At 71.2% G+C, this 21,414-nt stretch carries 20 protein-coding genes, 1 tRNA gene and 1 riboswitch; of the genes, 7 read left to right on the plus strand and 14 right to left on the minus strand.

Annotation, left to right across the window (positions count from 1 at the left end; genetic code table 11):
• The gene (locus JOE64_RS13415) at nucleotides 1–975 is read right to left on the minus strand and encodes a LacI family DNA-binding transcriptional regulator (protein WP_204964707.1); all 975 of its coding nucleotides are present in this window, start codon (nucleotides 973–975) and stop codon (nucleotides 1–3) included.
• Between the two features lie 151 nt (nucleotides 976–1,126).
• Between JOE64_RS13415 and JOE64_RS13420 the strand changes: the two genes are divergently transcribed.
• Nucleotides 1,127–1,996, plus strand: a complete 870-nt coding sequence (locus JOE64_RS13420; RefSeq protein WP_204964708.1) for a Cof-type HAD-IIB family hydrolase — start codon at nucleotides 1,127–1,129, stop codon at nucleotides 1,994–1,996.
• Nucleotides 1,997–2,053: 57 nt separating this feature from the next.
• On the opposite strand, the gene JOE64_RS13425 is transcribed toward JOE64_RS13420, so the two are convergent.
• From JOE64_RS13425 to JOE64_RS13440, 4 genes are all read right to left on the minus strand, one after another.
• The gene (locus tag JOE64_RS13425; RefSeq protein WP_204964709.1) at nucleotides 2,054–2,884 is read right to left on the minus strand and encodes an SDR family oxidoreductase; all 831 of its coding nucleotides are present in this window, start codon (nucleotides 2,882–2,884) and stop codon (nucleotides 2,054–2,056) included.
• The gene (locus JOE64_RS13430) at nucleotides 2,881–3,846 is read right to left on the minus strand and encodes an enoyl-CoA hydratase/isomerase family protein (RefSeq protein ID WP_204964710.1); all 966 of its coding nucleotides are present in this window, start codon (nucleotides 3,844–3,846) and stop codon (nucleotides 2,881–2,883) included. Before JOE64_RS13430 ends, JOE64_RS13425 begins: the two co-directional genes overlap by 4 nt.
• Nucleotides 3,847–4,099: 253 nt before the next feature.
• Nucleotides 4,100–4,861, minus strand: coding sequence for an SDR family NAD(P)-dependent oxidoreductase (locus JOE64_RS13435; RefSeq protein WP_204964711.1), 762 nt, complete (start codon nucleotides 4,859–4,861; stop codon nucleotides 4,100–4,102).
• Between the two features lie 78 nt (nucleotides 4,862–4,939).
• Nucleotides 4,940–5,437 (minus strand): hypothetical protein, encoded by a 498-nt coding sequence (locus tag JOE64_RS13440; protein ID WP_204964712.1) that lies wholly within the window; start codon nucleotides 5,435–5,437, stop codon nucleotides 4,940–4,942.
• Nucleotides 5,438–5,534: 97 nt separating this feature from the next.
• On the opposite strand from JOE64_RS13440, the gene JOE64_RS13445 reads away from it, so the two are divergent.
• The gene (locus JOE64_RS13445; protein WP_204964713.1) at nucleotides 5,535–5,885 is read left to right on the plus strand and encodes a DUF488 domain-containing protein; all 351 of its coding nucleotides are present in this window, start codon (nucleotides 5,535–5,537) and stop codon (nucleotides 5,883–5,885) included.
• A 118-nt stretch (nucleotides 5,886–6,003) separates the two neighbouring features.
• A complete protein-coding gene (locus JOE64_RS13450) occupies nucleotides 6,004–6,729 on the plus strand; it encodes an aminoglycoside 3'-phosphotransferase (RefSeq protein ID WP_204964714.1) in 726 nt (241 codons plus the stop codon).
• 523 nt (nucleotides 6,730–7,252) lie between these two features.
• Here JOE64_RS13450 and glpK read toward each other — a convergent pair.
• From glpK to JOE64_RS13470, 4 genes are all read right to left on the minus strand, one after another.
• Nucleotides 7,253–8,767, minus strand: a complete 1,515-nt coding sequence (gene glpK, locus JOE64_RS13455) for a glycerol kinase GlpK (protein WP_204964715.1) — start codon at nucleotides 8,765–8,767, stop codon at nucleotides 7,253–7,255.
• A gap of 56 nt (nucleotides 8,768–8,823) precedes the next feature.
• Nucleotides 8,824–9,612: an energy-coupling factor transporter transmembrane component T family protein gene (locus tag JOE64_RS13460; RefSeq protein ID WP_204964716.1), complete on the minus strand. Its 789-nt coding sequence runs from the start codon at nucleotides 9,610–9,612 to the stop codon at nucleotides 8,824–8,826.
• Nucleotides 9,609–11,099: an ABC transporter ATP-binding protein gene (locus JOE64_RS13465; protein ID WP_204964717.1), complete on the minus strand. Its 1,491-nt coding sequence runs from the start codon at nucleotides 11,097–11,099 to the stop codon at nucleotides 9,609–9,611. The genes JOE64_RS13460 and JOE64_RS13465 overlap by 4 nt, the downstream gene beginning before the upstream one ends.
• 4 nt (nucleotides 11,100–11,103) lie before the next feature.
• Nucleotides 11,104–11,748: an ECF transporter S component gene (locus JOE64_RS13470; RefSeq protein ID WP_204964718.1), complete on the minus strand. Its 645-nt coding sequence runs from the start codon at nucleotides 11,746–11,748 to the stop codon at nucleotides 11,104–11,106.
• Nucleotides 11,741–11,850: riboswitch (TPP riboswitch) on the minus strand. Its footprint overlaps the gene before it by 8 nt.
• A 38-nt stretch (nucleotides 11,851–11,888) precedes the next feature.
• Here JOE64_RS13470 and JOE64_RS14620 point away from each other — a divergent pair.
• Nucleotides 11,889–13,382, plus strand: coding sequence for a D-alanyl-D-alanine carboxypeptidase family protein (locus JOE64_RS14620; protein WP_204964719.1), 1,494 nt, complete (start codon nucleotides 11,889–11,891; stop codon nucleotides 13,380–13,382).
• Nucleotides 13,383–13,403: 21 nt separating this feature from the next.
• On the opposite strand, the gene JOE64_RS13480 is transcribed toward JOE64_RS14620, so the two are convergent.
• Both JOE64_RS13480 and JOE64_RS13485 read right to left on the minus strand, forming a co-directional pair.
• On the minus strand, nucleotides 13,404–14,996 hold the full coding sequence (locus tag JOE64_RS13480) for an SLC13 family permease (RefSeq protein ID WP_204964720.1): 1,593 nt from the start codon (nucleotides 14,994–14,996) through the stop codon (nucleotides 13,404–13,406).
• A gap of 237 nt (nucleotides 14,997–15,233) precedes the next feature.
• A tRNA-Ser gene (locus JOE64_RS13485) sits at nucleotides 15,234–15,324 on the minus strand.
• Between the two features lie 106 nt (nucleotides 15,325–15,430).
• Between JOE64_RS13485 and JOE64_RS13490 the strand changes: the two genes are divergently transcribed.
• The 3 genes from JOE64_RS13490 (at nucleotide 15,431) to radA (ending at nucleotide 19,346) form a co-directional block, all read left to right on the plus strand.
• Nucleotides 15,431–16,837 carry an MFS transporter gene (locus JOE64_RS13490; protein WP_271202493.1) on the plus strand — a complete coding sequence of 469 codons (1,407 nt, stop codon included), beginning with the start codon at nucleotides 15,431–15,433 and terminating at the stop codon, nucleotides 16,835–16,837.
• Nucleotides 16,838–16,943: 106 nt separating this feature from the next.
• Nucleotides 16,944–17,897, plus strand: a complete 954-nt coding sequence (locus JOE64_RS13495; RefSeq protein WP_204964721.1) for an L-lactate dehydrogenase — start codon at nucleotides 16,944–16,946, stop codon at nucleotides 17,895–17,897.
• Between the two features lie 87 nt (nucleotides 17,898–17,984).
• Nucleotides 17,985–19,346: a DNA repair protein RadA gene (gene radA, locus JOE64_RS13500; protein WP_204964722.1), complete on the plus strand. Its 1,362-nt coding sequence runs from the start codon at nucleotides 17,985–17,987 to the stop codon at nucleotides 19,344–19,346.
• A gap of 18 nt (nucleotides 19,347–19,364) precedes the next feature.
• Here radA and JOE64_RS13505 read toward each other — a convergent pair whose 3' ends face one another.
• The 3 genes from JOE64_RS13505 to JOE64_RS13515 form a co-directional block, all read right to left on the minus strand.
• Entirely contained in the window at nucleotides 19,365–19,769 is a 405-nt protein-coding gene (locus JOE64_RS13505; RefSeq protein WP_204964723.1) for a dehydrogenase, read from the minus strand.
• A gap of 319 nt (nucleotides 19,770–20,088) precedes the next feature.
• Complete coding sequence (locus JOE64_RS13510) at nucleotides 20,089–20,775, minus strand: hypothetical protein (RefSeq protein ID WP_239531780.1); 687 nt, start codon at nucleotides 20,773–20,775, stop codon at nucleotides 20,089–20,091.
• Between the two features lie 88 nt (nucleotides 20,776–20,863).
• The gene (locus JOE64_RS13515; RefSeq protein WP_204964724.1) at nucleotides 20,864–21,364 is read right to left on the minus strand and encodes an amino-acid N-acetyltransferase; all 501 of its coding nucleotides are present in this window, start codon (nucleotides 21,362–21,364) and stop codon (nucleotides 20,864–20,866) included.
• Nucleotides 21,365–21,414: the final 50 nt, after the last annotated feature.

Consider the following 21,414-nt stretch of genomic DNA (forward strand, 5'->3'; position numbering starts at 1 on the left):
TCAGCTGGTCCACCCCACCCGCAGCCCTATCGACAGCGGCGGTTCGGGCGCCATCACGGCATCCGGAGCCGCGATCCGATCGACGAGCACCTCGGCCGCCCGCGCACCGAGACGCTCGATGGGCTGCGCCACCGTTGTGAGGCCGGGGACGCCCTGCCGCACCGCCGCCGACCCGTCGTAGCCGACGACGCGCACATCGTCGGGGACTCGGCGGCCGGTCTTGTGCGCCCATTCGAGCGCCATCATCGCGGTGAGATCGTCGGTGGCGAACACCCCATCGGCACCGCTCTCGGAGAGCCAGGTCTCGACCAATGCGCGCCGATCCTCGACCGGAGTCGAATACCCATAGGCACGCACGCGCGCCTCGAGTCCCCGCTCGGACATCACCTCGCGATACGACGCCGCACGGTCGTTGCCGGCGTGATCTGTCGCAGTGATGAGGAGCGGGGCGCGCGAGCCCCGCGCGAGCAGGTGCTCGGTCGCGAGCCTGCCTCCCGCACGATTGTCGCTCCGGATGATCGGGATGTGCGCCGCGAGCCGCCGGTCCACGGCGACGATCGGCAGCTCGGCCTGGTCGTAGCCCGCCACATCGCGGTTATGCGTGGAAGTGATGATCCCGTCGACGCGATTGGCCTGCAGCAGGTCGAGGTACTCGGCCTCGCGTTCGGCGTTCTGCTGGCAATCGCAGAGGAGAGTTTTGTAGCCGTGCTCGGCGAGCGACCGCTCGATCGCCGAGACGAGCTCACCGAAGAACGGATCGGCGACCGTCGGGACGACGACTCCGACGAGCCCCGATTTTCTCCCGATGAGCGACCGCGCGATCGCGTCGGGGCGATAACCGAGCTCGTCGATGGCAGCCTTGACACGGCGACGCAGATCGTCGCTCAGGTAGCCGCGGTTGTTCAAGACGCGAGAGACGGTCGTGACAGACACGCCGGCCCGCGCCGCGACGTCCTGCAGCTTCGGTCGTGCCACGTCGCCCCCTCCCGGCCCGGTCGTGCACGGGCATCCGACGGATATGGCCGCGCGCATCATCGACGCTAGTCCATGCACAGCGCGGCTCTTCCAGGCAGACCCCGGAGGCCCCGCTCACGAGCCGTTCACCCGGCTCTGAAAGGATGGACGGGTGACCCCCGCACCGGCTTCCTCGCGCATCGTGTTCATCGACATCGACGGGACGATCCTCGAGCACGGCTCGCGGATGTCCGCCTCGACCCCCGCGGCGATCGCCGCAGCGCGAGCGAACGGTCACCTCGTGTACCTGTGCACAGGCCGCTCGGCGGGTGACATCAACCCGCGCGTGCGCGAGATCGAGGTCGACGGCGCGATCACCAACGGCGGCGCGTTCGCCGTGCGCGGCGGCGAGCAGATCGTCGCCCACCCCATGCCGCGCCCGCTCGTCGATCGGATGATCGCGTACTTCGTGGCGCACGACGCCCACTACTTCTTGCAGACGGATGCCACCGTGTACGTCAGCCCCGGGGTGCTCGAGTACGCCGCGAAGTTCCGTCGCGCCGCCCACCCGCCCGTCGACGGAGCCGACGCAGCCCAGGAGAGCGCCGCCGCATCTGAGGACGTCGCGCTGCTCAACCACTACCGCCCGCTCGACGAGGTCGATCTCGACGCGGTCGTGAAGGCCACCTTCCTCAGCACCTCGAGCGACACCCTGGCCCTCGCCGCCGGCGAGCTGGGCCCCGAGTTCCACGTCATCCCCGGTTCGATCCCCCTGCCGGGTGGATCGAATGGCGAGATCTGCCAGCAGGGCGTGAACAAGGGCGCCGCGATCGTCGAGGTGCTCGAGCTCCTCGGACGCGACGCCGCCGACGCGGTCGGCATCGGCGACAGCTGGAACGACGTCGAGATGTTCCAGGTCGTCGGCACAGCGGTCGCGATGGGGAACGCCGACCCGGAGCTGCAGGCGATGGCTGACATCGTCACGACGGACGTGCTCGACGACGGCATCCACAACGCGCTGACGCGTCTCGGCCTGATCTGACGCCGCCGTCCGGCCCGGTGGGCGACGAGCGGGCCGGACCGGGCCAGTGCGTATGCCTCAGAGGAAGATGTCGGGGAACAGCTCGCTGTCGGGCGTCCCGGGCGTCGCGGCATAGCCGGAGAAGTCGGTGACACCGGCATCCCGCAGCACCTGCTCGACGATGAGAGTTTGCCCCGTGCGCTCCCCCGCCGGACGGGTGAGCACCTCGTAGGCGGCATCGGCGTAGACCTCGGGGGTGCGGCTGACCTTCATCATCCGGTCGCCGCCGAGCGCGAACTGCACGGCCGCGGTCGCGATCGTGGTCTCGGGCCACAGGGTGTTCGCCGCGATGCCGTCTGACGCGAACTCGGCAGCGATGCCGAGCGTCGCCATCGTCATGCCGTACTTGGCGAGCGTGTAGCCCGTGTGCGCACCCAGCCAGCGCGGGCTGAGGTTCAGCGGCGGCGAGAGCGAGAGGATGTGCGGGTTCGCGGCATCCCTCAACGCGGGAACGGCGGCCCGCGAGAGCATGAACGTGCCGCGCACGTTGACGTCCTGCATGAGGTCGTACTTCTTCACGGCGAGGTCGAGTGAGCCCGCCAGATCGATGACCGAGGCGTTGTTGACGACGATGTCGATGCCGCCGAATTCGCCCTGGGTCTTCAGCACGGCCTCGGTGATGTCGTCGTCGCTCCGGACGTCGCCGACGATCGGCAGCGCACGACCGCCGGCGGCCTCGATCGCCGCCGCCGCGGTGTGGACGGTGCCCTCGAGCTTCGGGTGCGGGGTGTCGGTCTTGGCGAGCAGCGCGATGTTCGCGCCGTCGCGCGCGGCACGCAACGCGATCGCGAGGCCGATGCCGCGACTGCCGCCCGACATCAGGATGGTCTTTCCGGCGAGGGTGTTCATGCGTGCTCCTGCGGTCGGGGCGAGGTCTCGGGTGCGGTCGGGGGTTCGGGGGCTGGTGCGGCGGCGGATGGTGCTGCGGCGGATGCCGCGGAGATGGCGGATTCTGAGGAGGCATCCGGCGTCTCAGCTCCTCGCGAACCGCCGGATCCTCGGGAACCCTCGGACGCGCCGGGTGCTGCCGGCGCTGCGGGCGCTGCCGTCTTCACACGGGATGCCGCGGCGAACGCCGAAACACGGATCTGCGCCTCGGGGGTGTCGAAGCGGGCGCCGATCGTGCGCGCCTCGTCGGCCAGGTTCTCGGCGAAGGCGCGCCGCGCTCCCGCGCGGACGAGGCGCTTGGCCTGTGCGAAGGCGCCCGTGGCGTTCGCAAGCCAGAACGCGGCGACCTCCTCGGCTCGCTGAGCGGGGTCGTCGGCGATTTCCGAGACCAAGCCCCAATCCAGCGCCGTCTCGGCATCGAGGGTCTCGTCCTGCAGCAGCAGGCGCAGCGCGCGCGTCTGACCGACGGCCGCGGGAAGGAGCGTCGACACTCCGAGATCGGGGCTCAGGCCGATGTTCGCGTACCGGCTGACGAAGCGCGCCCGAGTGGCGGCGATCACGTAGTCGGCGGTCAGCATGAGACCCAGCCCGCCGCCGGCGACGGCACCCTGGACGGCGGCGACCACCGGGATGTCGGACTCGACGAACGCGCGGATGCCCGCATGGATCGCTTCTGCCGCCGCCGTCACGTCGCTCCCGTCCGCGCCGGAGGATGCCATCTCGATGACGTCGCCACCCGCGCAGAACGCGGGGCCACGGGCATCCAGCAGCGCCGTTCCGACGCCGGGGTCGGCCGTGATCTCGAGGGCGAGGTCACGCCACCGCCGCCCCATCTCGAACCCCATGGCGTTGAGTGCGGACGGCCGGTTGAACGTGACGCGCGCGAGCGCGCCCTCGCGGACGTACAGGATCGAATCGCTCATCGGCAGGTCTCCGTCGGGGTCGGGGGCAGGTTCGGGGCGGGGGTGTGCGTCGCGGCGCCGACCGGGGCGCGGGCCGAACTCCTCCATCCTTCGCAGCCGCGGTCCGGGATGTCGCGGAATCCGGCGGAACGGCCGCCGGCCGTGTGACGAGATGGAGGAGTACGGAACAGCGACGCCTCGACACTCGGGGCTGCCCACCCGACGGAGGCGGTCGCCGAGGCCGTACCACCGGCCGCGCGAGTAAGGCGAGAGATCATCGAGGCGCCATCCGGATCGCACCGTCGAGGCGGATGGTCTCACCGTTGAGGTACCCGTTGCGCACGATCTCGAGCACGAGGCTCGCGTATTCGTCGGGCCGGCCGAGCCGCGCCGGGTAGGGCACCTGCTGGCCGAGGCTCTCCTGGGCCGCGTCGGGCAACCCCGCGAGCATCGGCGTCTCCATGATCCCGGGCGCGATCGTGCAGACCCGGATGCCATGGCGCGCGAGCTCGCGGGCGATCGGCAGCGTCATGGCGTGCACGCCGCCCTTGCTCGCGGAGTAGGCGGGCTGCCCGATCTGGCCGTCGAAGGCGGCCACCGAGGCCGTGTTGACGATGACGCCGCGGTCGCCTCCGTCGACAGGATCGGTGCGCGTGATGGCGGCGGATGCCTGGGCGATGACGTTGTACGTGCCGACGAGGTTGATGCGCACGATGCGCTCGAAATGCGCGAGGTCGGTGGGATGCCCGTCACGGTCCAGGACCTTGGCGGGCGGCGCGATGCCCGCGCAGTTGACGACGACGCGCAACGGCGCCACCGCGACGGCCGCGGCAACGGCGTCGGCCATCTGGCCGGGGTCGGTGACGTCGGCGGGTGCGAAGGTCGCGCCCAGCTCAGCTGCCCGCTCGGCACCGGCCGATGCGGGCAGATCGACGATCACGACGTGGGCGCCGGCCTCGGCCAGACGCCGCGCAGTCGCGAAGCCCAGCCCGCTGGCGCCGCCGGTGACGAGAGTGGATGCGCCGACGATCTCCATGGATTCCCCTTCGAACTCCATCGGGTCCACCGCGTGAGTCACGGTGCCACCGCGTATCAGCATACGCGGAACTGCGTCTCACGTCTTGGGCAGAATCTGCGCCAGACGTCCGAGCATCTCGTGTGGTCGCGACAGCAGGATGCGTGCGTCGGCACGCGCCACGAGGTGCGCGAGCAGCCGGGCGGCGACAGCGGCATCCCTGCGCCGATAGCCCGAAAGATAGTGGGGTGTCGCCCGCCACTCGAGCCGCGCACCGTCATCGGCGACGATCCGGACGGGGAAGGTGGGCGTCTCGGCGATGGAGCCCGACCCACCGAAGACACCCTCGAGCAGCGGCCCGACGACATCCATCACGGCGGGAGCGGGCACCCAGGTCGCGGGGATGTCGGCGTCGAGCTCTCGCACCTGCCGCCACGGCACGAACCCCGACGGCGCCGCACCGAAGGCCGGGACCAGTCCGTCGGAGCGCAACCGGACATGGTGAGCCGCAACGTCGCCCAGGGCGACTGCGGCTCCGTCGCCCTCGTCGGCCAGCGCGGTGAGGACTCCGACACGGCGAACAGCTTCGATGGGCACGATCCATTTCAGCACGTCGGGCGCCGGCCGCGTGCCAGCCGACGACACAGGTACACGGAGGCTGGCGACGCAGAGGCGCGAAGAGTTGACTGGAATCATGCAACTGCACGTCAAGCACGTCTACGACGAGGCGACGGATGCCGACGGCTTCCGCGTGCTCGTCGATCGGCTGTGGCCGCGCGGCCTGTCCAAGGAGCGGGCGAGAGTCGACCTGTGGGCGAAGGAGGTCGCGCCGTCTGCGGAGCTGCGCCGCGCCGTCCACCACGAGGGGATGTCCTGGCCCGATTTCTCGGCCCGGTACCGCGACGAGCTTGCCGCCGACGGTGGAGTCGCGCGAGTGCGAGACGAGATCGCGGGGCACGCCGTGGTCACGCTCCTGTTCGCCTCGCACGACGAGGAACACAACGGCGCCGTCGTTCTGCAGGAACTACTCGGCGCGAGCGAGTGAGCGAAGGGCCCGCGCGGATGCCGCGGGGCTCCGGCGCGGTCGGGTGTCGGCGGACCACGTCCGTCTTTTGTCGGCACGGAGCGGCACGCGCCCGGCCACGCCGGGCAGAATGGGCGGGATGAGCATCCCCACCGATCACGTCGACGCGCCCCGCACGGTCCGACGCCTCGCACGGGGAGCTGCCGTGACACCGGTGTGGCGCAACGCGATCGGGGGCGTCACCTTCCGCACCGACGACGGCCGCTACATCAAGCACGGACCCCGGAACGCCGAGACCTCCCTGCGCGCGGAGGCCGGCCGCCTCTCGTGGGCACGGCGCTACGTCGAGGTTCCCTCCGTCATCGAAACCGGGGCAGGCCCCACGAACGAATGGCTCGTCACGAGGGCGATCGAGGCATCCTCTGCCGTCGAGCCGCGATGGATCGAACGCCCCGCGACCGCGGTCGGCGCCGTGGGCGAGGCGCTGCGAGCGCTGCACGATGCGCTGCCGGTCGCCGACTGCCCGTTCGAGTGGACCGTGCCGGTACGCATCGCGAACGCTCGACGTCGAGGCATCCGGGTGCCCATCGACCTGCGCACGCCCCCGCCGGTCGACCGCTTCGTCGTCTGCCACGGCGACGCGTGCTGCCCCAACACGCTCCTGGACGACGACGGACACGGGGTCGCGCACGTCGACCTCGGCGCGCTCGGGATCGCCGACCGCTGGGCCGACATCGCCGTCGCCGCGATAAGCACGGAGTGGAACTACGGTCCCGGTTGGCAGGATGCCCTCATCGAGGCCTACGGCGTGAAGCCCGACGACGAACGCCTCGCGTACTACCGGGCCCTCTGGAACGCGACCTGACGCGGCGCCTCACCCCGGGCATCCACACCTCTTTCTCGCCCGACTCACGCCCTCGCCCTCGCGCCTCGCGCCTCTTCGCCCTCGCCACCGCCCCTCGCCGCCGCCGGTTTCGGGTCTCATGCGGCCGCTGCCGTCGGCGCGAAGCGACCATCCATGACCCCGAACCCGACGTCCCACCACCGCGACCGCCCACATGCGACCCCGAACCATGCCGGGCCCCACTTACCGAGATCCGGGGTCTCGTGTCGTCGCTCCTGCCGACCCACGGCGGCCACACGCGACCCCGAACGGGGGGCACCCGCGCACACGCGACCCCGAAGCTACACCCGGGCCACCCCGCAGGTTTGGGACCCCTTCTGGCCGCCATCCGCGGCCCGAGGCGGCCACACGCGACCCCGAACGGGGGGCACCCGCCCACACGCGACCCCGAACCCGCCACCACCACCGGCGTCGCCAGCCCCGAACCCGCCACCCGTCGCGCCACCGAAGGCGACCACACGCGACCCGAAGCCGGGCGCACGGGTCACACGACGTCGGCGTCGACCCAGTCCATCGACTTCGTGACGGCCTTCCTCCACAGGCGCAGCTGACGCTCGCGTTCGGCCTCGTCGTCTCGAGGCACCCAGCGCCGATCCTCGCGCCAGTTCGCGCGCAGCTCGTCGAGGTCGCTCCAGAAGCCGACGGCGAGGCCCGCGGCGTAGGCCGCCCCGAGAGCGGTCGTCTCGGCGACGACGGGGCGCACGACCGGCACGCCGAGGATGTCCGCCTGGAACTGCATGAGCGTGTCGTTGGCGACCATGCCGCCGTCGACCTTCAACTCGGTGAGAGCGACGCCCGAATCGGCGGCGACGGCATCCAGCACCTCGCGCGTCTGGAACGCGGTGGCCTCGAGCGCGGCGCGGGCGATGTGGCCCCGGTTCGCGAAACGCGTGAGCCCGACGATCGCGCCGCGCGCGTCGGAGCGCCAGTACGGTGCGAACAGACCCGAGAACGCGGGCACGACGTACACCCCGCCGTTGTCGTCGACCGACAGCGCGAGGCGCTCGACCTCGGCCGCCGACGAGATGATCCCCAGCTGATCGCGCAGCCATTGGATGAGCGAGCCGGTGACGGCGATCGAGCCCTCCAGCGCGTAGTGGGCCGGCTCGTCGCCGAGCTTGTAGCCGACGGTCGTGAGCAGCCCGTTGTCGGATGCCACGATCTCGGTCCCGGTCTGGAAGATCAGGAAGTTGCCCGTGCCGTACGTGTTCTTGCTGTCGCCGGCGTCGAACGCCGCCTGCCCGAAGGTCGCCGCCTGCTGATCGCCGAGAATGCCCGCCACCGGCGTCTCGCGCAGGAGCGAGGTTCCCCGGGCGACGCCGTAGACCTCGCTGGAGGAACGGATCACGGGCATCATCGACCGCGGCACGCCGAAGTCGGCGAGGATGTCGTCGCGCCACTGCAGGGTCTTCAGGTCCATGAAGAGCGTCCGCGACGCGTTCGTCACGTCGGTCGCGTGCACCCCTCCCCGAGGGCCGCCGGTGAGGTTCCAGAGCACCCACGTGTCGGGCGTGCCGAAGAGCAGGTCGCCCGCCTCGGCCTTCTCGCGGGCCCCCTCGACGTTCTCGAGGATCCAGGCGATCTTCGTGCCCGAGAAGTAGGTCGCCAACGGCAGGCCGACGACGTCCTTGTAGCGATCGACACCGGCATCCCCCGCGAGACGGTCGACGATCGACTGAGTGCGCGTGTCCTGCCAGACGATCGCGTTGCAGACGGGGATGCCCGTCGTGCGGTCCCACACGATCGCGGTCTCGCGCTGGTTCGTGATCCCGACGGCCGCGATGTCGTGTCGGGTCGCGTCGGCACGGCCCAGCGCGATGCCGATGACCTCGCGCATGTTGTCGCGGATCTCGATCGGGTCGTGCTCGACCCAGCCGGCCCGCGGCATGATCTGCTCGTGTTCCTTCTGCCCGACCGCGACGACCGCGCCCTTCTTGTCGAAGACGATCGCGCGGCTCGAGGTGGTGCCCTGATCGAGGGCGATGACGTAGCGGGGCATGCGGACCATCCTGGCCGGGATGCCGCGCGACCGGAAGCAGCAGCGCGCGCCCGGTCTCAGCTCGGCCCGAGGATGAAGTTCCAGGTGCCGGCGGCGACGGAGGCCGTCACCGCGATCGCCGAGACCGCCGCGCCGATCGCGACGAGCGCCCATTCGCGGCCGCCGAATGTCGACGCACGCGCCCAGGTACGGCGCACCGGAGCGCCGAAGCCGCGCGCCTCCATCGCCGTGGCGAGCTTCGAGCCGCGGCGGATCGAGAGCACGAGCAGCGCGAAGGCCATCCCGACGAACCGGCGGATGCGACCCCGGTCGGCGACGCCGCGTGCGCGGCGGGCGAGCTCGATCGCCCGCCAGTCGTCGAGGAACAGGCCCACCATGCGAAGCCCCGCGAGAGCACCGAGCACGAATCGGGCCGGCAGTCGCACGATCTGCGCGAGCCCGTCGGCGAGGTCGGTGGGATCGACCGTCACGAAGAGCACGACCGAGGGCAGCGCCACGGCCAGCACGCGGAAGAAGGTCGCCAGCGCGAGCGCGAGCGAGCCGTCGCTGATGCGCAGCACGAGCCACTCGACGTAGATGTGACCGGATGCCTGGCCGTACAGCGCGATCGTCAGCGCGGTGAGGGGCGCCGCGATCCACACCGGCCAGGTGCGCAGCCAGAACTCGCGCCAGCCGAGCCCGGCGAACAGGAACAGCACGCACTCGAGGGCGAGCGCGACCGACGCCGACACCCAGTCGATCGTGAGGATCAGCGGCAGCGCGATGAGGGCGCTCGCGGCGAGCTTCGCGACCGGGTTGATGCGGGCGACGGCGCCCGTGCGCGCGCGGTTGTCGAGAAGCGTCATCGCGCACCCCCTGCCGCGCCGCCGGGCTCGCCGACATCAGCACCCCCGCCGAGACGGAAGGTCCGGGCATCCAGGGCGCGGACGACCTGCGCGTCGTGCGTGATCGTCACGATCGCCGATCCGTCGTCGCGCAGCTGCGCGAGCAGGGCGACGAGCTCGCTCCACGTGCGGGCGTCCTGCCCGAAGGTCGGCTCGTCGAGCACGATGACGCGCGGCGCGGTGGCGAGCACGGATGCCACCGTCAGCCGACGCTTCTCGCCGCCCGACAGGGTGTAGGGGTTCGCGCGCGCGAGCGGCGCGAGCCGCAGCCGCTCCAGCAGCTCGTCGACGCGGGATGCCGTGAGCCCGGGCTCCAGGCCGAGGGCGCGAGGCCCGACCTCCAGCTCCTCGCGCACGGTACGGGCGAGGAGCTGATGCTCGGGATCTTGGAAGACGGTGCCGATCCGGGTCAGCAGGTCGCGCGAGCGCCAGCGGATCGGGGCGGCGTCGAGCCCGTCGGCGAGCTCGGGTCGCGCGTGCACCTCTCCCCGTGCCGGGGCGAGGAGCCCGGCGAGGGTGAGGCCGAGCGTCGACTTACCGGCGCCGTTCGGCCCGACGATCGCCAGCGCACTGCCGGCGTGCACATCCAGGTCGATCCCCGTGGCGACGGGAACCGCCCGCACCCGGGCGACCGCCGCGGCACGCGCCTCGATGAGCACGTCACCCGGAGCTCGTGCGGGCGGGGGCGGCACGGCGGGCGGGATGCCCGGTACCCACACGCCGCCGCGGGCGAGCTCCGCTCCGCGCTCGCCGAGCACGCGATCGGGCGGTCCGTCGGCGACGACACCGCCGTCGCCCAGCACCACGACCCGGTCGACGAGCGGCAGCCAGACCTCGACCCGATGCTCCACGACGACGAAGGTCGCGCCGGTGGCATCCAGCACCCGACCCACCGCGGCGCGCACGTCCTCCACCCCGGCGGGGTCGAGATTGGCGGTCGGCTCGTCGAGCAGCAGCAGCCCCGGGCGCATCGCGAGGGCCCCGGCGAGCGCGAGCCGCTGCTTCTGCCCGCCCGACAGCGCCGACGTGGGACGGTCGAGCGGAACGTGCAGGCCCACGGCATCCAGCGCCGCCCGCACGCGCGGCCAGATCTCCCCGCGCGGCACGCCGAGGTTCTCGCACCCGAAGGCGACGTCGTCACCGACCCGAGAGAGGATCACCTGCGCATCGGGGTCTTGCAGCACGAGCCCCGCGCGCCCGCGCGAGGCTCCGGCCGGCGCGCCGTCGATGCGCAGCTCGCCCGACGCCTCACCCTCTTCGTCGCCGCCGAGCACACCCGCCAGTCCGTGCAGCAGAGTCGACTTTCCCGCACCCGACGCGCCGAGCAGCAGCACGCGCTCGCCGGGTGCGATCTCGAGCGACACGTCGCGCACGGCCCAGGCCCGCCGAGACGCGTGACGCCATCCCCAGCCGCGCGCCGAGACGGCGGCGGGGCCGTCGCCGGTCACCGGGTCAGACGAGGGCGCGACGTTCGCGCCCCGAAGCGAAGCGGTCGAGTGCGCCGGTCGCGGCGAGTCCACGAGCGAGGAACCACGACAGCGCGCCGGCGATCACCGCCCCCGAGATCGCGGTGCAGATGAGGTAGACGACGGTGAAGGCGGCGTCGGCTCCGACGTACCAGAGCACGAGGTTGTTGATGCCGCCCGCGATGGCGGCACCGGCACCGGCGAGGATCGCGACCGGCAGCGACCAGGCGCGGTAGAGGAACAGCAGGAAGATGAGCTCGGCACCGAGACCCTGGACGAGGCCGGCCTCGATCGTGAGGAATCCGCCCCACTGGTTGCCGATGAGTGCCGAGACGACGGCGGCGAGCGTCTCGGTGTAGATGGCGGCGCCGGGCTTGCGGATGATCAGCGCACCGAGCACGCCGGCGAACAGCCACGGGCCGTCCAGCAGACCCTGCAGGCCGGGCAGCAGCGGGTCGAGCAGCGCCTTCGGGCCGAGGTAGCCGATGTTCCAGAGCAGGAAGATCAGACCGGATGCCACGCCGATGACGCTGGCCACGACGATGTCGACGACGCGCCAGCGCAGGCGACCGAAGCCGGGCCCCGACGTGGTCGAGGACGTGACGGTGGATGGGGACGCCGAAGCGTGCATGTTCTCTCCTCCCTGCGCCGGCATGATCCGGATCAGGTTCGACGGTCGAAGCGTGGATCGCTTCCTCTCAGCCCGGCTCACCGGACTCCCGTGGTTACGTGACATCGAGTATAGGCACGAACGGGTAGTAGTTTGAGCGAGTGACCGTGGAAGATGCGCCGACCTCGCGGCGTGCCCGACGAGAGGCCGGCGCACCGACGGGCCCGGTGGCTGCCGAGGCCCCGGCCACGCCCGCGCCGGATGAGGGCGCGGCACCTGAGGCCTCCCCCGAGACGTACGCATTCGTGACGGCGTCGACGCCCCGCCCGTCGTCGCGCACGGCCCTCGCGTGGCTCGACGACGACGCGGTCGCGGCGACCGCCGCGGTACCCGCTGCACTCGCCGATGCCGCGCCGGATCTGCTCGCGCGACGCCCGCGCCGCTCGCCCCTGCGGGCCGGGGTCGTCGTGCCGGTGCTCTCGGTGGTGGGCGTCGTCGGCGCGTATGCGGCGGCGACGCTGCTCTGGCCGCTGTCCGCTGTCACCCCGACCGTCGAGTCGATCCGGATCGCCGACATCTCCTCGCCGGCCTCGGCGGTCTCGTGGCCGGCCGAGGGATCCGCGGCCGTCGGCGTCGAGGGGTTCGACGCCGTGGCATCCTCGACGAACGACCGCGCCCCGATCGCCAGCATCAGCAAGGTCGTCACCGCGCTCATGGTGCTCGAGCAGATGCCGCTGTCGCCTGGGCAGAGCGGCCCGAGCTTCTCGTTCACGTCGAGCGACGAGCGGGAGTACAACAACTACCTCGCGAAAGACGAGTCCGCTCTCGACGTTCCGGTGGGTGGCTCACTGACGCAGTATCAGATGCTGCAGGGGATGCTGATCGGGTCGGCGGGGAACTACACCGACCGGCTCGCGAGTTCGATCTGGCCGAGCGACACGGTCTTCGCGAAAGCGGCGGCCGACTGGCTCGCCCGCCACCACCTGTCCGGCATCACCATGGTCGAGCCCACCGGGATCGACCCCGAGAACTCCGCCGACCCGGCGTCGCTCATCGCGCTGGCCCGACTCGCCCTCGCCGACCCGGTGATCGCCGAGATCGTCAAGACACCCTCGGTCGATCTGCCCGGCGCCGGCACCGTCGTCAACACGAACGATCTGCTCAGCGATCCGGCGGTCATCGGAGTCAAGACCGGCTCGCTCGACACGGGGTACAACCTACTCGCCGCACGTCAGCAGACCGCCGGGGATGCCACCGTGCGCGCGTACGCAGTGACGCTCGGCCAGGCGAGCCACGAAGAACGCAACACCCAGACCGCGCGGCTGCTCGACGAGGTCGCCGCCGAGGCCTCGCAGCCGCGGCTCGTGCCCGCCGGCACCCTGGCCGGTGTCGTGACGACGAAATGGGGCGGGGCCGCGAACATCGTGACCGACGCCGATGCCTCGCTGCTGCTGTGGAACGGTGCGACAGCACCGGTGGCATCCGACATCTCACTCGGCGACGCCCGTACCGCGAATGCAGCCGTCGGCACCGCGACGGCGACCGGTCCCCTCGGCACGACGTCGACGGGACTGCACCTGACGGGTGATCTGCCCGATCCGGATGCCTGGTGGCGCCTCACCCATCCGCTCGAGCTGTGGGGTCTCGCCGGCTGAGCCACGCCGCGCGCGGATGCGTCAGAACGGCCAGACGAGCGGCACGTACAGCACCGCGACCGCGAGGTAGACGATCATGAGCGGCAGGCCGAGCTTGGCGTAGTCGCCGAAGCGGTAGCCGCCGGGCTGCAGCACCATGAGGTTCACCGGTGTCGCGACGGGCGTGAGGAACGCGGCGGCACCGGCGACGGTCAGCGCCATCATGAACGGCTGGATACTGAGGTCGAGGCTGCCCGCGATCGCCACCGCGATGGGCGTCACGATGAGGACGGTCGCGACGTTCGAGATGAACTGCCCGAGCACCATCGTCAGCACGCACAGCACGAGCAGCGCGAGGTGGGGAGAGGTCGATCCGACGATCCCCAGCACGACGTCGGCGACCCGACCGGCCGCGCCGGTGGCGATGAACGCCGAGGACAGCGGCACCATGCCCGCGATGAGGATGACCGTCGTCCACGAGATCGAACGGTAGGTCTGCGGGATCGTCAAAGTGCGGGTGAGAACGAGCGCTCCCGCCGCGACGAGGCCCGCCACCGCGGGCGGCACCGCGCCCGTCGCGAGGAGCAGCACCATGAGACCGAGAATGACGAGCGCGCGCTTGGCTCCGCGCCCGAGCGGCACGGCGCGCTGCAGCGCCTGCGGCGGTGTCACCGCGATGACATCGGGCGACTGCGCGTAGCGGGTGAGCGCGGCCCACGGCCCGCGCACGAGCATCGCGTCGCCGGCCTGCAGAGTGAGCGAGCCGGTCACCCCGGTGCCACGCGAGGCGTTCGGCCCGTCGTCGGCGCCGCGGTGCACCGCCAGCACGACGAGGTCCTCGTCGCGAGTGGTCATGCCGGCCGAGATCGTGCGCCCGATGAGCCTCGAGCGGGGCGCGACGAGCACTTCGGCGACGCCTTCGCGGGCGCTGAACAGCACGCCCGTATCGATGTCGACGTCGTAGCTGTCGCGCAGAGCTCGGGCGTGCTCGCTCGGATCGGTCGGGTCGGCGACGTGCTCGGGGCGACGCTCGGGAAGGAGTCGCCCGCCGCCGAACGCGACGATCGCGACGGTCAGCACCACGAGCGGGACCCCGACGAGCGCGAACTCGAAGAAGCCGAACTCTCGGCCGCCCGCGGCGGCCGCCGCCTCGGAGACGACGATGTTGACCGGCGTGCCGGTAAGGGTCAGCAGCGACCCGGCGCTCGCCGCGAAGGCGAGCGGGATCAGCATCTTCGACGGCACGATCTTCGCGCGGACCGCCACCACGACGACGACCGGCAGCAGCGCCGCAACTGCTCCATTGATCGAGATGAACGCGGCCAGCAGGGCTGCCATGGCGCCGATCACGACGGTCAGACGCACCCGGCCACGCCCCGCCCTCGTCACGACCTGCTGCCCGAGCCAGGCGGTGACCCCGGTGGCATCCAGCGATTCGCTCACCACGAACAGGCTCGCGATGAACAGCACGGTCGGGTCGCCGAAGCCCGAGAACGCCTCGCCGAGGGTGAGAACGCCCGTCGCCCACAGGGCGAGCGCGACGCCGATCGATACGATCGAGAGGGGCACGCGTCCACTCACGAACGCGGCGATCGCCACGGCCAGGATCAGGAATGTCCAACCGGCCGGGTCCATGGCTTCACCCTAGACGCCGGATGTCGGCGCGCCCACCCGCCCTCGGGCTCCGCCCGCGCTGGGCTCGATGGGACGGGGCCGGTCGGTGGGAGCCCCCGCCCCCTTCCGCCTCACGACCGATCCCGCCTGCGGACGCGATCCTGATGCGGAGGAGTCCGTCCGGGCGCCCGGGAAGCGTCCGGACAAAGTGAAACCCCCGCGATCCCAGTGTTTTCAAGGGATTCGCGGGGGTTTCGGTGGCGGTGACGGTGGGATTTGAACCCACGGTAGGGGGTTACCCTACACAACTTTTCGAGAGTTGCACCTTCGGCCGCTCGGACACGTCACCGCCGACTAGCTTACGACACTCCGGGCATCCCCGCGAACCGGCACGCTAGGTAAGACGTCACCGACCCCCGCGCACCGTGTCGCCGCCCGCGGGTAGCGTGACAGGAGTGACCGCACGGATGACCCCACAGCAGCGACTCGTCGTCGCGATCGCCGTGCTGGGCTCATTCGTGGCCTTCCTCGACGGCACGGTCGTGAACGTCGCGCTCCCCGCGATCGCCCGCGAACTGGGCGGGGGCCTGTCGACCCAGCAGTGGACGGTCGACGCGTATCTCGTGACACTCGGGGCGCTCATCCTCGTCGCCGGCGCCGCGAGCGACGCGTACGGCCGCATCCTGGTGCTGCGGATCGGGCTGATCGGGTTCGGCGCGGCATCCCTCGCGGTCGCCGCCGCCCCGACGATCGAACTGCTCATCGCCGCTCGGGCCGTGCAGGGCATCGCCGGGGCCTTCCTCGTGCCGAGCTCGCTGGCGCTCATCACGTCGACGATGTCCGACCCCGCACGCTCACGCGCCATCGGGCTGTGGACCGCGATGACGACCGGAGCGATGATCGTCGGACCTCTGCTGGGCGGCGTGATAGTCGACCATGCCTCGTGGCGGTGGGTGTTCCTCATCAACGTGCTGCCGATCGGCGTCGCCCTCTGGCTGCTCACCCGCCTCGACGTGCGCGACGAGCGCCGTGCCGGGGCACGGATCGACTGGTGGGGCGCGACGCTCTGCACGGCCGGGCTCGGGCTCGCCGTCCTCGCCCTCATCGAACTGCCCACGGCCCGCGGAACCGCCGCCACCCCCTGGCTGTGGGCCGCGCTCGCCGCCGGCGTCGTCCTGTTCGCCGCCTTCGTGCTGCGCCAGCGCGCCGCGCCGCACCCCCTGCTGCCCCTCGACCTCTTCCGCAGCAGAACCTTCAGCGCCGGCAACCTCGCGACCCTCTTCATCTATGCCGCGCTTTCGCTCAACGGCTTCGTGATCGCGGTGTACCTGCAGCAGGGCGCGGGGCTGTCCGCCACTCTCGCCGGCCTCGCGAGTCTGCCGACCACGATCCTCGTGATCGCCCTCAGCTCCCGGGTCGGCGTTCTGGCGGGGCGATTCGGCCCGCGCCTGTTCATGACGGTCGGCCCCCTCGTCATGGCGACGGGATGCCTGTTGCTGCTCACCGTCGGGGCACGCTTCGACTACTGGTGGCAGATCCTCCCGGGCATGATCGTGCTCGGCCTCGGACTCGCCCTCACCGTCTCTCCGCTCACATCGGCCATCCTCGGCGCGGCGGATCCGGAGCGCTCCGGCATCGCCTCGGCCGTCAACAACGCCGTCGCCCGGGTCGCGGGGCTCCTGTCCATCGCCTCGCTCGCGGCGATCACCGGAGGCGCGCTCGATCTCACCGGCTTCCACCGCTCGGTGTGGGTGACGGCCGCTCTGCTCGTGGTCGGCGCGGTCGTGTCGGCGATCGGCGTGCGCAATCCGCCGCGGTCTGCGGATGCCCGGGCATCCGACGACTCCCCCGCAGCGCTCTGAGCGGCACCTCGGGGCGCTCGGCACCGTCGGCCTCGATCACGACGTGCACGCGACCGAGCCCGGCGTCGCGGTGGCAGAGGGCCCGGGGCACTGTCAGACTGTGCGCATGAGCGTGATCGAGAACTCGAAACTGACCGTCGTCGGCGCGGGAGCTGTCGGATCCTCCGTCGCCTACGCCGCCCTGATCCGCGGGTCCGCCCGCCACGTGGCCCTCTACGACATCGCCCCCGAAAAGACCGAGGCCGAGGTGCTCGACCTCGCGCACGGCGCCCAGTTCACCGGTTCGAGCGACATCATCGGAGGCGCCGATATCTCGGTCGCCGCCGGATCGCACGTCGTCGTCATCACCGCCGGAGCGAAGCAGAAGCCTGGCCAGACCCGCATCGAGCTCGCCGGCGTCAACGCCGGCATCCTCAAGTCGATGATGCCGCAGTTGCTCGAAGTCGCCCCCAACGCGACATTCGTCATCGTCACCAATCCCTGCGACGTGCTCACCGTGCTCGCGCAGGAGACCACCGACCTGCCCTACGAGCGGATCTTCGCCTCGGGCACCGTGCTCGACACCTCGCGCCTGCGCTGGAAGATCGCCCAGCGCGCCGGCGTCTCGATCGCGAGCGTGCACGCGTACATCGTCGGCGAGCACGGCGACACGGAGTTCCCGCTGTGGTCGCACGCCACGATCGGCACCGTCCCGATCCTCGACTGGGTGCCGCTGGACGGCCAGCCGAAGTTCACGGTCGACGAGCTCGACCAGATCGCCGTCGACGTGCGCGACGCCGCCTACAAGGTGATCCAGGGCAAGGGCGCGACCAACTACGCGATCGGCCTGTCGAGCGCACGCATCGTCGAGGCGCTGCTGAACGACGAGCACACCGTCATGCCGGTCTCGACCGTGCTCGACGACTTCCACGGCGTGAGCGGCGTCGCCCTGTCGGTGCCCTCGATCGTCTCTTCTGCGGGAGCCGAGCCGATCCGTCAGACCGCCTTCTCGCCGAACGAACTGGGACTGTTCCGCCGGTCGGCCGATGCCCTCCGAGAGGTCGCCGACTCGCTGCGCTGAGCCGCACGCCCGCGGACGGATCCGGCCCGGGCACCCGACCGCTCGTCACACGACGGGCATGTCGGATGCCCGGGCTAGCCTTTCTCCATGGCATCCAAACGCGCGGCGTCGACCCTCGCCTACCGCTGCACGGAGTGCGGCTGGACGAGCGCCAAATGGGTCGGACGATGCGGGGAATGCCAGCAGTGGGGCACGGTCGTGGAGGCCACCACCCCGACCGGGATCTCCGCCCCCGCCGTCACGGCGACGACCCCGACCCGGTCGGCCCGCCCCATCACCCAGATCGACACCCGTGAGACGCCGCGCCGCACGACGGGCGTCGGCGAGTTCGACCGGGTGCTGGGCGGCGGCATCGTGCCGGGCGCCGCGATCCTGCTCTCGGGCGAGCCGGGCGTCGGAAAATCCACGCTTCTGCTCGAGGTCGCCGCGCGGACGGCTGCGGCGGGCCGCCGCGTGCTCTACGTCAGCGCCGAAGAGTCGCTCGGGCAGGTGCGGCTGCGGGCCGAGCGCACGACATCGCTTCACGACGAGCTGTACCTGGCCGCCGAGACCGACCTCGCCACGGTCCTCGGGCACGTCGACGAGACGCACCCCGACCTGCTCATCGTCGATTCCGTGCAGACGGTCTCGTCCGGGCTCGTCGACGGCGCCGCCGGGCACCCGAGTCAGGTACGCGAAGTGGCATCCACCCTCATCCGCGTGGCGAAGGACCGATCCCTGCCCGTCATCCTCGTCGGACACGTGACGAAGGACGGGCAGGTCGCCGGCCCCCGCATCCTCGAGCATCTCGTCGACGTGGTCTGCCACTTCGAGGGCGATCGACAGACCTCGCTGCGCTTCGTACGCGCCCTGAAGAACCGCTTCGGCGCCACCGATGAAGTCGGCTGCTTCGAACAGACTCAGCACGGCATCGCCGAGGTTCCCGACCCCAGCGCGCTCTTTCTCGGGCATGGCTCCCGTGAGCCGGGAACCTGCGTGACGATCGCGCTCGAGGGTCGGCGGGCACTTCCCGTCGAGGTGCAGGCGCTGACCCTGCCCGGGTCGGGGCCGAACCCGCGCCGCATCGTGAGCGGCGTCGACGGCGCCCGCGTGGCGATGGTGCTGGCGGTGCTCGAAAAGCGCGCCGGCATCCGCGTCTCGGACCAGGACGTCTACGTCTCGACCGTCGGCGGCGTGCGTCTCACCGAACCGGCCGCCGACCTCGCGATCGCGCTCGCGGTCGCCAGCGCCGTATCGAACAGGCCGAACCCGGCACAGCTCGCCGCCATCGGGGAGCTGAGTCTCGCCGGTGAGATCCGCGCCGTCACCCAGCACGACCAGCGCCGGTCCGAAGCCGGCCGACTGGGCTACCGGACGATCGTCGACACGGCATCCGTCGATCTGCGCCGCGCGCTGCGCGACCTGCCACGCCAGCACCCCGTCCAGCGGGGCGACGCGCCCGGCTTCTGAGGGACACGGCCGCCGTTCTTACGCGTCGAGCGCCGCGATGACGTCGGCGGGTGTGGCCTGCATGGGGTGCGGGCCGGCGATGTCGAAGAACACCGTCGTGATCTCGTCGCCGTGCGCACCGAGGAACGCGCGCAGCCACGCGGACGAATGCAGCCCGACCGCGGGGGGCAGCGCCGCCGGCTTATGGGCGGCATCGCTGAACAGCAGCAGCGCGACGTCACCCGTGTTCGGGTCACGGTAGGTCCAGACCTCACCGCTGTCGCGCGGATCGTCGCGCTGCCCGGGCCGCATCAGGGGGACCACGGTCGGGCCGTGGCGCAGGGCGAACGCGAGCGCTGCCATGTCCTGCGTCTGCAGGGCATCGGCGAGCTGCGGATTGCGGAAGTCGAGCGGCGCCTTCTTGCGACGCGGGGTGCCAGCCATGCCGTCCAGCCTAGAAGGGACGAGCGAGAAGGGCCCCCTCGACCCTCGCACTGGGGGACGGGAGGAATCGAGAGGGCCTGAGCTCACCGCATCCAGCCGGTGCCACTGGGATGACCACCGGGGACCGTGACTGGGATCACGGGGGGACGCAGTTCACGAGCTCCGAACAACGGTACGCAGGTGTTCGGAGCGAGCGGGCCGCCACGTCCGGTATATCAATGAGAATGCTCTCATAATAGCGCTGACCAGGGAATTTCCTGACAAGCCGATCTCGCGTCAGCCAGGGGGATTGCGCTCAAGGCATCCACCATGTAGGCGATCAGCGCAGCTGGAACATTCCGGTGTCGGCGGCCTGGATTCCGCCAATCGACACCTGCAGGTGGAAGTAACCCGATGGTGCAGGCGGCCGCGACGACCCGCAGGTGTCGACGGACGAACGGGTGCGATCCCAGACCACGGGGGTGACGCTCGAGACGGTCTGCCCCGCGGCGAGCTGCACGACCTGGTCACTCGATTCGCTCTGGCAGTCGGTCGACCGCCACCACGTGTCGGCGCCGCTCGTGATGACGAAAGACTGCGTCGCCGTGCCGACGTTGATCAGACACGGATGATCGGACGTGTTCGACAGCGTGATCGACAGCTTCGGCAGCTCGCCCGCCCCATAGGAGTCCTTGTCGGTCACCGCGAGCACGGAGATTCCCGACGTCGAGCAGGCCGCGATCCCAGGCGATGCTTCGGGCGTCGGGGATGCCGCAGGCTCCGTCGCCGACGAGGTCTGCTCGGTCGGCGCAGGGGCGTCCGACGGTGCCGCCGTCGGCGCCGACGATGACGCGGAGTGCGATGCCGACGGCGTCCCGCCCGTCGACGGGGCGCTCTGCCCCGGCCGCCACAGCGCGATGACCGCGGCGACGATGCCGCCGATCACGAGCAGCGCGAGCAGCAGCGCGACCAGCCGACGGCGTCGGTACACGGCCGGAGAGGGCCGGCGACGGGTCGGGGTGCTCATTGCTTCAGGCTACGCTGTGGCATCCACCATCCCCTGGGGGCACGCGGGGCGGACGCCCGCACGGGTCGTCCGCCGCGAGCCGAACCGTTCAGAGGTTCTTGAGCATGCGGGTGTTGCCGAGCGTGTTCGGCTTGACGTGGGCGAGGTCCAGGAACTCCGCGACGCCCTCGTCGGGGCTGCGCAGCATCTGCGAGTAGACATCGTGGTCGACGACCTGTTCGCCGATCGGCGCGAAGCCGCGGCGGGTGAAGAAGTCGACCTCGAACGTGAGGCAGAACAGTCGCGACAGGCCGAGTTCGAGCGCGTTGTGCTCCAAGCGCTCGACGATGGCCCCGCCGACGCCGTGGTGCAGCCAGGCATCCGACACGATGAGGGTGCGGATCTCTCCCAGGTCTTCCCACATCACGTGCAGCGCGCCGCAACCGACGAGCTCGCCGTCCGCCTCGGCGACCACGAACTCCTGCACGGACTCGAAGACGGTGACGACCTCTTTGCCGAGCAGAATCCGTCGCTGCACCCAGGGTTCGAGAAGGGCGAGGATCCCGCGTACGTCGGACGTGCGGGCCGGACGGACCCCGAAGGAAGTCATCGCACAACTGTACGGCGCGCCGCCGGGGCGCACGTAACCCGTCGGCAACA

The sequence above is a fragment of the Microbacterium dextranolyticum genome, from assembly GCF_016907295.1.
Taxonomy (GTDB): Bacteria; Actinomycetota; Actinomycetes; order Actinomycetales; family Microbacteriaceae; genus Microbacterium; species Microbacterium dextranolyticum.